Genomic DNA, 8,589 nt, shown 5'->3' on the forward strand with positions numbered 1-8,589 from the left:
GGAACCTGGTCGTGGTCGGCAGGTGCGGGGGGCCGTGGCGGAAAGTCGGCATGACGTGGCAGTTTATCGGAAGCCCGCCACCCGCCTCCGCGCCCACGATCGTGGGATGACCACCTATCCGAACCGCCTCCGGAGCGGTCCCGCGCGCCCCGCCGTCCGGCCCGCGCGCCGCGGCCGTCCCGTCACCGCCATGGCCCTCGGCCACGCGGCCGTCGACTTCTACCAGGGCGCGGTGCCCGCCCTGGTCCCCTTCCTCGTCGCCGCGCGCGGGTACGGCTACGCGGCGGCGTCCGGCGTCGTGCTCGCCGCCACCCTGCTGTCCTCCGTGGTGCAGCCGCTGTTCGGGACGCTCACCGACCGGCGCCCGCTGCCCTGGCTGATCCCCGTCGCCACCACCGTCGCGGGCCTGGGCATCGCGCTCGCCGGGGTGTCCGGCTCGTACGCCCTGACCTGGCTGGCGGTCGCGCTGTCCGGGGTCGGCGTGGCCGCGTACCACCCCGAGTCGGCGCGGCTGGCCCGGCTGGCGAGCGGCGGCAGCCACACCGCGATGGGGTGGTACTCGCTGGGCGGCAACATCGGCTTCGCGCTCGCGCCGCTCGCCGTCGGCCCGGTGCTGTCCGCCGGCGGGCTCGGGGCCACCCCGTGGCTGCTGCTGCCCGCGCTCACCGGGGTGCTGATCACGGTGGCGGCGGTGCGCCGCCTGGCGCGGCGGGCCGCCGAGGCCACCCGGGCGGGGCGGCCCGCGGGACGCGACGACTGGCCGCTCTTCCTGCGGCTCTCGGCGGTCGTGGTGTGCCGGTCGGTCGTGTACGTCGGGCTGAGCACCTTCGTCGGCCTGTACGCGCAGGAGCGCACCGGAGCCGGTCCCGCCGCCGGGTCGGCCGCGCTGTTCACCCTCTTCGCCGGGGGCGCCGCCGGTACGGTCCTGGGCGGCCGGCTCGCCGCCCGGTGGGGGCGGCTGCGCACCCTGCGGGCCGCCTACGCGGCGGCCGTGCCCGCGGTGGCCGGGCTCGTCCTGGTGCCGGGGGCCGCGTCCCCGTACGTCTTCGCGGCGCTGGCGGCGGTGGCCCTGTACGTGCCGTTCTCGCTGCACGTGACGCTGGGTCAGGACGCGCTGCCGGGGCGGGTGGGCACGGCGAGCGGGGTGACCCTGGGGCTCGCGGTGAGCGTGGGTGGCGCGGCCGGGCCGCCGCTCGGGCTGCTCGCGGACCGGGCGGGCCTGGGGGCGGCGCTGCTGCCGTTGGCGGGGGTGGCCGCACTGGCCTGGCTGCTGGCGCGTACGCTGCCCGACCGAGCCGACGCCGACGCTGATGCGGGCAACGGGGCCCACCCGGCATAAGCTCGTCATCTGGCAACAGGGCACACCGTTGCCCGTGGTGGCCCGGCAGGGTTGTGGAGAGAAGAGTGGACAGGGTGTTTTCGCAGGTCATCGGCGCTACCAGGACTGCGGGGTAGGTGCACGTGCACATCGTCATCATGGGCTGCGGACGCGTGGGAGCCGCGCTCGCGCAGACCTTGGAGCAGCAGGGGCACACGGTCGCGGTGATCGACCAGGACCCGACGGCGTTCCGCCGCCTGGGCTCGGGCTTCGGCGGCCGCCGCGTGAGCGGGGTCGGGTTCGACCAGGACACCCTGCGCGAGGCGGGGATCGAGGAGGCCGGCGCGTTCGCCGCGGTGAGCAGCGGCGACAACTCCAACATCATCGCCGCCCGGGTGGCCCGCGAGATGTTCGGCATCGAGAACGTCGCCGCCAGGATCTACGACCCGCGCCGCGCCGAGGTCTACCAGCGCCTGGGCATCCCCACCGTCGCCACGGTCCGCTGGACCGCCGACCAGATGCTGCGCCGGCTGCTGCCGTCGGGGGCCGAGCCGCTGTGGCGCGACCCCAGCGGGGGCGTCCAGCTCGCCGAGGTGCACACCTCGCCGTCCTGGATCGGCCACAAGATCAGCACGCTGCAGGAGGAGACCGGCGTGCGCGTCGCGTTCCTCACCCGGCTCGGCGAGGCGGTCCTGCCGACCTCGCAGACGGTGTTGCAGGAGGGTGACCTGGTCCACGTGATGATGCGCACGGACGAGGTCGAGAAGGTCGAGGCGGCCTTCGCCGAGGGCCCCGAGGAGGGCGGTCACTGATGCGCGTGGCGATTGCCGGTGCCGGCGCGGTGGGTCGCTCCATCGCGGGCGAGCTCCTGGAGAACGGGCACGAGGTCCTGCTGGTCGACAAGGCGCCGACCGCCATCTCGGTGGAGCGGGTGCCGCAGGCAGAGTGGCTGCTGGCCGACGCCTGCGAGATCACCTCCCTCGACGAGGCGGCGCTGCAGCGCTGCAACGTGGTCATCGCGGCCACCGGTGACGACAAGGTCAACCTGGTGGTGTCGCTGCTCGCGAAGACCGAGTACGGGGTGCCGCGGGTGGTGGCGCGCGTCAACAACCCGAAGAACGAGTGGCTGTTCAACGAGTCGTGGGGCGTGGACGTCGCCGTCTCGACGCCGCGCCTGATGTCGGCGCTGGTCGAGGAGGCGGTGAGCGTCGGCGACCTGGTGCGCCTGCTGCGCTTCAGCCACGGCGACGCGAACCTGGTGGAGCTGACGCTGCCGCCGGAGTCCGCGGTCGCGGGCACCCAGGTCGGGGACGTGGCCTGGCCGGAGGACACCTCGCTGGTGACGATCATCCGCGGTTCGCGGGTGCTGACGCCGAGCCCGGAGGAGACCCTGGAGGCCGGTGACGAGCTGCTGTTCGTGGCCGCGCAGGCGCGCGAGGAGCAGCTGGAGGACCTGCTGTCGGTGACGCGCGAGGACGTGTAGCCGACCGGGCGGTACGTACGGGGAAGGGGCCCGGGACCTTGCACAGGTCCCGGGCCCCTTCGCGTACGCCCGTGCCGCCGGTACGGGACCGGCTACGCCTCGCGCTCCTGGGAGGAGGCGGTGGCGGCGGCGCGCTCCTGCTCCTTGAGCTCCTTCTCCCTGGCCTCCTCGGCCTCCATCTCCGCGAACACGTCGATGGGCGCGGGCGCCTTCGCGAGGAAGACCCAGGTCAGCCAGACGGCCAGCAGGAACGGCGGGATCTTCAGGGCGACCAGCACCCAGCCGAGCTGGGCGGTGTCGGCCCACCAGTAGAGCGGGAAGAGGATCGCGCACTTGGCGAGCAGGATCAGGCCCCAGGCCCAGCTCGCCTTGGCGTAGGCCTTCTTGCGGCCCGGGTTGCGGGTGCGCCAGGAGAGGTTCTCCTTGAAGACCGGGCCCAGGATCAGGCCGATCAGCGGCACCCCGGCCAGCGTGGTGATCACGTACGCCAGGCCGAGGCCCAGCGTGTAGAGCATGCCGGGCAGGTAGAAGTCCTTGGCGTTGCCGGTCATCATCGCGAAGGCGACGCCGAAGGCCACGCCGAAGACGCCGCTGAAGGCGTGCTTGACGGTGTCCTTGCGCACCAGCCGGACCGCGACGAGCACCAGCGACAGCGCGAGCGCCGCGATCGCCGAGGCCTGCAGGTTCTTGTTGACCGTGAAGATCGTGACGAAGAGGAGTCCGGGCAGGACCGTCTCCACGCCGCCCCGGATGCCTCCGAACGCCTCGAAGAGGGCGGCCTCGGTGACCTCCCTGGCGGCGCTCTCGTCGCTCCCGGCGCCTTCGGCGGTCCCGTTGCGGGCGGGCGCCCCTTCGGCGGTCGGCTTGTCGGGGGAGGTCACCGGCTACTCCTGTCCGATCGGTCGGAGTTCGTATTTGGGGTTGAACAGCACCCTGCGGCCGTGGCTCATGGAGATCCGGCCGGAGGCGATGAGCTTGCGGCCCGGCTCTATGCCCACGATCGAGCGCCGGCCCAGCCAGACCACGTCCAGCGGGGCCGTGCCGTCGAACAGCTCGGCCTCCAGGGCGGGCACGCCCGCCCTGGGACGCAGCGTGACCGTGCGCAAGGTACCAGTCACCTTGACTATCTGCCGGTCGTTGCAGTCGGAGATACGCGTGCACCCCGACGCCTGCGTGTCCTCCCGCAGTTCCTCGCGCTCGAGGTCCTGCTGGGACGTGGACAGCCGGTCGAGCATCCGGCGGAAACGGCCGGCCGGCTTCTCTGTACGCGGTGCAGCACTCATACCGAAAGCGTACCGGGCACCCCCGACAGCGGATCAATGCCGAGTCACCCGGATCACAGGGGACGCGGGGGTCCCGGAGACCCGGCTGCCCGGAGGCCCTGGCGGGCTCACCGCTCGAAGCGGTACCCCATCCCCGGCTCGGTGACGAAGTGCCGCGGGTGCGAGGGGTCGGCCTCCAGCTTGCGCCGCAGCTGCGCCATGTAGACCCGCAGGTAGTTGGTCTCGGTGCCGTAGGAGGGCCCCCAGACCTCCTGGAGCAGCTGCTTCTGGCTGACCAGCCGCCCCGCGTTGCGCACCAGCACCTCCAGCAGGTGCCACTCGGTCGGGGTCAGGCGTACGTCCCTGCCCTCGCGGTTGACCTTCTTGGCGGCCAGGTCGACGGTGAAGCCCTCGGTCTCGACCACGACCACGTCGTCCTCGCCGCCGACCGGCTCCGCGCGGCGGACCGCGGCGCGCAGCCGGGCGAGCAGCTCGTCCATCCCGAAGGGCTTGGTGACGTAGTCGTCGGCGCCCGCGTCGAGCGCCTCGACCTTCTCGTCGGAGGTGTGGCGGGCGGAGAGCACCAGGATCGGCACCCGGGTCCAGCCGCGCAGCCCCCGGATCACCTCGACGCCGTCCATGTCGGGCAGCCCGAGGTCCAGGACGACCACGTCGGGGTGGCGGGCCGCGGCGAGCTGGAGGGCGGTGGCGCCGTCGGGGGCCGCGTCCACCTCGTACTTGCGCGCCTTGAGGTTGATCACCAGCGCGCGGACGATCTGCGGCTCGTCGTCGACCACGAGCACCCGGGTCATGGGGTCCTGCTTTCTGTCGGGGTCGGGGCCGGTGCCGGGCACCGGCCGGTCGGGCTTCCGTGCGGGGAGTGCCAGGAGTGCGGGGTCCCGTGCGGGGCGCGCGGGTTCACGTGAGGGCCTGGGCGGGGACGTCGGCGCCGGCGCCGGTCCGGCCGTCGGCGGCGAGGGTGAGGACCATGGTGAGGCCGCCGCCGGGGGTGTCCTCGGCGGACAGGGTGCCGCCCATGGCCTCCACGAAGCCGCGGGCGACCGCGAGGCCGAGGCCCACGCCGGTGCCGCGCGGGGCGTCGCCGTGCCGCTGGAACGGCTCGAAGATGCGCTCCTTGGCCTCGTCGGGGACGCCGGGGCCGCGGTCCACGACGCGCAGCTCCACCCGGTCGCCCAGCGCACTGGCGGTGACGGCGACGGGGACGCCGGGCGGGCTGTACTTGACGGCGTTCTCCACGATGTTGGCCACCGCCCGCTCCAGCAGGCCGCGGTCCACCTCGACCATCGGCAGGGTCTCGGGCACGTCGAGCCCGGCGCTGCCCTCGGGGACCCCGCCGAGCGCCATCGGGACGACCTCGTCCAGGCCGGTGGGGCGCATCACCAGGGTGACGGTGCCGGTCTGGAGCCGGGACATGTCCAGGAGGTTGCCGACCAGGTGGTCCAGCCGGTCGGCGCCGTGCTCGATGCCCGCCAGGAGCTCGGCGCGGTCCTCCTCGGACCACTCCACGTCGTCGGAGCGCAGCGAGGTGACGGAGGCCTTGATGCCGGCGAGCGGGGTGCGCAGGTCGTGGCTGACGGCGGCGAGGAGGGAGGTGCGGATCTTGTTGCCCTCGGCGAGCTTGCGGGCCTCCTCGGCCTCGTCGACCAGCCGCTTGCGGTCCAGGACGACGGCGGCCTGGGCGGCGAACGCGCCGAGCACGCGGCGGTCCTCGGCGGGCAGCACCCGGCCGGTCAGCGCCAGGGCCATGTGGTCACCGACGGGCATGTCGACGTCGGCGTCCTCGGGGCGGGCGGCGGGGTTGCGCCCGACGCTGCCCGCGCGGGTCCACGGGTCGGTGTCCCCGGCCCGCTCCAGGAGGGCGACGGAGTCCATGGAGAAGGTCTCGCGGACCCGCTCCAGGAGGGCGTCCAGGCTGGTCTCGCCGCGCAGCACGCTGCCCGCGAGGAAGGACAGGACCTCGGACTCGGCGCGCAGCCGGGCGGCCTGGTGGGTGCGCCGGGCGGCCAGGTCGACGACGGAGGCGACGGAGACGGCGACGCCGAAGAAGACGCAGATGGCGACGATGTTCTTGGGGTCGGAGACGGTGAAGCGGTGCAGCGGCGGCGCGAAGTAGTAGTTGAGCAGCAGCGAGCCGAAGGCGGCGGAGGCCAGCGCGGGCACCATGCCGCCGACCAGCGCGGCGGCGACGGTGAGGGTCAGGAAGAGCAGCATGTCGTTGGCGAGGCCCAGGTCGCCCCGGACGTGGCTGAGCACGACGGCCAGGAGCGCGGGTCCGGCGACGCCGACGAGCCAGCCCCACAGCACCCGGGAGCGGCCGAGCCGGGCGCCGCGGGCGACGGGCAGGCCGCGGCCCTTGGCGGCCTGGTCGTGGGTGACGATGTGGACGTCCAGGTCGGGTCCGGAGTCCCGGGCCACGGTGGAGCCGACGCCGGGCCCCAGGACGTACTGCCAGGACTTGCGGCGGGAGGAGCCGAGCACGATCTGGGTGGCGTTGACCCCGCGGGCGAACTCCAGGAGCGAGGTCGGGACGTCGTCGCCTATGACGTGGTGGAACGTTCCGCCGAGGTCCTCCACCAGGGTGCGCTGGACGGCGAGTTCCTTGGGCGAGGCGGAGGTCAGGCCGTCGCTGCGGGCGACGTAGACGGCGAGGACCTCGCTGCCGGAGCCCTTGGCGGCCATCCGGGCGGCGCGGCGGATGAGGGTGCGCCCCTCGGGCCCGCCGGTGAGGCCGACGACGATGCGCTCGCGGGCCTGCCAGGTGGTGCGGATGTTGTGCTCGCCGCGGTAGTGCTGGAGGTACTCGTCGACCCGGTCGGCGGTCCACAGCAGGGCGAGCTCGCGCAGGGCGGTGAGGTTGCCGGGGCGGAAGTAGTTGGAGAGGGCCGCGTCGACCTTGTCGGGCTGGTAGACGTTGCCGTGGGCCATGCGGCGGCGCAGCGCCTGGGGCGACATGTCGACGAGCTCGATCTGGTCGGCGCGGCGCACCACCTCGTCGGGGACGGTCTCGCGCTGGCGCACGCCGGTGATGGCCTCGACGACGTCGCCGAGGGACTCCAGGTGCTGGATGTTGACGGTGGAGACGACGTCGATCCCGGCGGCGAGCAGTTCCTCGACGTCCTGCCAGCGCTTGGTGTGGCGCGATCCCGGGACGTTGGTGTGGGCGAGCTCGTCGACCAGGGCGACGGCGGGGCGCCGGGCGAGGACGGCGTCGACGTCCATCTCGGTGAAGTCCGAGCCGCGGTACGCGATCTCCCGGCGGGGCACCTGCTCAAGGCCGTGCAGCATCACCTCGGTGCGCGGGCGGCCGTGGTGCTCGACGAAGGCGACCACCAGGTCGGTGCCGCGCTCGGCCCTGCGGTGGCCCTCGGAGAGCATCGCGTAGGTCTTGCCGACGCCCGGCGCCGCGCCGAGGTAGATCCGTAGCTTGCCGCGTCCCATGGCCCCATTGTCTTTCACCCACCGCTGACTGCGCCTGGTCGACCCTACTGCCAGCGATACCGGCAAATCGAACGAAGGGCGCAGGTCAGAGCGGTCTTGACGGCATCCTGACGCGATCACGCCAGAAGGCCCGCCGGATGCGGGGATGCGGCCGTACGGGTCAGGGCCCGGCGGTTCCCCGGGAGCCGGCGGTCCCGTCAGTGCTCGACGATCTCGCCGTCGCTGAGTTCGAGCACCCGGTCGGCCAGGCCGAGGAGCTGCGGGTCGTGCGTGGCCACCAGCGCGGTGACGCCCTCGCTGCGCACCACCGCGCGCAGCAGCTGCATGACCGCCAGGCCCGTCTCGGCGTCGAGCTGGCCGGTCGGCTCGTCGGCGATCAGCAGCGAGGGCCGGTTGGCCAGGGCGCGGGCGATGGCGACGCGCTGCTGCTGGCCGCCGGAGAGCTCGCCGGGGCGCTGCGCCATGTGGTCGGCGAGGCCCACCAGGCCCAGCAGCAGCTCCACCCGCTCCTCGCGCTCGCGCGGGTCGGCCTTGCGCAGCCGCAGGGGCACTCCGACGTTCTCCGCGGCGGTCAGGATCGGTATCAGTCCGAACGACTGGAAGATGAAGCCGATGCGCTCGCGGCGCAGCTCGAGGAGGCCGTCCTCGCCGAGGCCGGAGAGCTCGGTGCCGCCGAGGGTGACGCTGCCGCGGTCGGCGGCGTCCAGGCCGCCGACGATGTTGAGCAGGGTGGTCTTGCCGGAGCCCGAGCGGCCCTTGAGGGCGACCAGTTCACCGCGCGGGATCTCGAAGGAGACGCCCCGCAGCGCGTGGACGGCCGCCGCCCCGGTCCCGTACGAGCGGTGCACGTCGCTCACCCTGACCATGGGCGCCCCGTCGCGCTCCCCGGCCACGGCCGTGCCGCTCCGCCCGCTGGTGCTCTGGCCCATCGCTTGTCCCCCGCTCCCCCGTGCCCTGCCGGTCGGGCGCCAGTATGTGCAGGCACCACGGGGCCGGGCAAGGGACGTGACGATCTCGTACCCGCCCCAACGCACGGCGGCCCGCGACGGTTCCGTGCGTACGGAACC

8 protein-coding genes are annotated in these 8,589 nt (G+C 73.7%); 3 read left to right on the forward strand and 5 right to left on the reverse strand.

Annotation, left to right across the window (positions count from 1 at the left end):
* Positions 1 to 106 precede the first annotated feature (106 nt).
* The 3 genes from ABT160_RS24895 to ABT160_RS24905 all read left to right on the forward strand — a co-directional run bounded on the left by ABT160_RS24895 (position 107) and on the right by ABT160_RS24905 (position 2,801).
* Entirely contained in the window at positions 107 to 1,339 is a 1,233-nt protein-coding gene (locus ABT160_RS24895; RefSeq protein WP_351649996.1) for an MFS transporter, read from the forward strand.
* Positions 1,340 to 1,461: 122 nt separating this feature from the next.
* A complete protein-coding gene (locus ABT160_RS24900; protein ID WP_351650008.1) occupies positions 1,462 to 2,130 on the forward strand; it encodes a potassium channel family protein in 669 nt (222 codons plus the stop codon).
* Positions 2,130 to 2,801 carry a potassium channel family protein gene (locus tag ABT160_RS24905; RefSeq protein WP_351649997.1) on the forward strand — a complete coding sequence of 224 codons (672 nt, stop codon included), beginning with the start codon at positions 2,130 to 2,132 and terminating at the stop codon, positions 2,799 to 2,801. Before ABT160_RS24900 ends, ABT160_RS24905 begins: the two co-directional genes overlap by 1 nt.
* A 92-nt stretch (positions 2,802 to 2,893) precedes the next feature.
* On the opposite strand, the gene ABT160_RS24910 is transcribed toward ABT160_RS24905, so the two are convergent.
* From ABT160_RS24910 to ABT160_RS24930, 5 genes are all read right to left on the reverse strand, one after another.
* Positions 2,894 to 3,682 (reverse strand): DUF3159 domain-containing protein, encoded by a 789-nt coding sequence (locus ABT160_RS24910; RefSeq protein WP_351649998.1) that lies wholly within the window; start codon positions 3,680 to 3,682, stop codon positions 2,894 to 2,896.
* Positions 3,683 to 3,685: 3 nt separating this feature from the next.
* Positions 3,686 to 4,084, reverse strand: coding sequence for an OB-fold nucleic acid binding domain-containing protein (locus ABT160_RS24915; protein WP_351649999.1), 399 nt, complete (start codon positions 4,082 to 4,084; stop codon positions 3,686 to 3,688).
* A gap of 107 nt (positions 4,085 to 4,191) precedes the next feature.
* Complete coding sequence (locus ABT160_RS24920) at positions 4,192 to 4,875, reverse strand: response regulator (protein ID WP_351650000.1); 684 nt, start codon at positions 4,873 to 4,875, stop codon at positions 4,192 to 4,194.
* Between the two features lie 106 nt (positions 4,876 to 4,981).
* Positions 4,982 to 7,522: an ATP-binding protein gene (locus ABT160_RS24925; protein WP_351650001.1), complete on the reverse strand. Its 2,541-nt coding sequence runs from the start codon at positions 7,520 to 7,522 to the stop codon at positions 4,982 to 4,984.
* Positions 7,523 to 7,719: 197 nt separating this feature from the next.
* Positions 7,720 to 8,451, reverse strand: a complete 732-nt coding sequence (locus ABT160_RS24930; RefSeq protein WP_351650002.1) for an ABC transporter ATP-binding protein — start codon at positions 8,449 to 8,451, stop codon at positions 7,720 to 7,722.
* Positions 8,452 to 8,589: the final 138 nt, after the last annotated feature.

The sequence above is a fragment of the Streptomyces sp. NPDC001941 genome (assembly GCF_040296945.1).
GTDB lineage: Bacteria > Actinomycetota > Actinomycetes > Streptomycetales > Streptomycetaceae > Streptomyces.

Coding starts and splice junctions, on each gene's coding strand:
- ABT160_RS24930 (WP_351650002.1), bottom strand. CDS start 8,451: ATGGGCCAGAGCACCAGCGGGCGGAGCGGCACGGCCGTGGCCGGGGAG.
- ABT160_RS24915 (WP_351649999.1), bottom strand. CDS start 4,084: ATGAGTGCTGCACCGCGTACAGAGAAGCCGGCCGGCCGTTTCCGCCGG.
- ABT160_RS24920 (WP_351650000.1), bottom strand. CDS start 4,875: ATGACCCGGGTGCTCGTGGTCGACGACGAGCCGCAGATCGTCCGCGCG.
- ABT160_RS24895 (WP_351649996.1), top strand. CDS start 107: ATGACCACCTATCCGAACCGCCTCCGGAGCGGTCCCGCGCGCCCCGCC.
- ABT160_RS24925 (WP_351650001.1), bottom strand. CDS start 7,522: ATGGGACGCGGCAAGCTACGGATCTACCTCGGCGCGGCGCCGGGCGTC.
- ABT160_RS24905 (WP_351649997.1), top strand. CDS start 2,130: ATGCGCGTGGCGATTGCCGGTGCCGGCGCGGTGGGTCGCTCCATCGCG.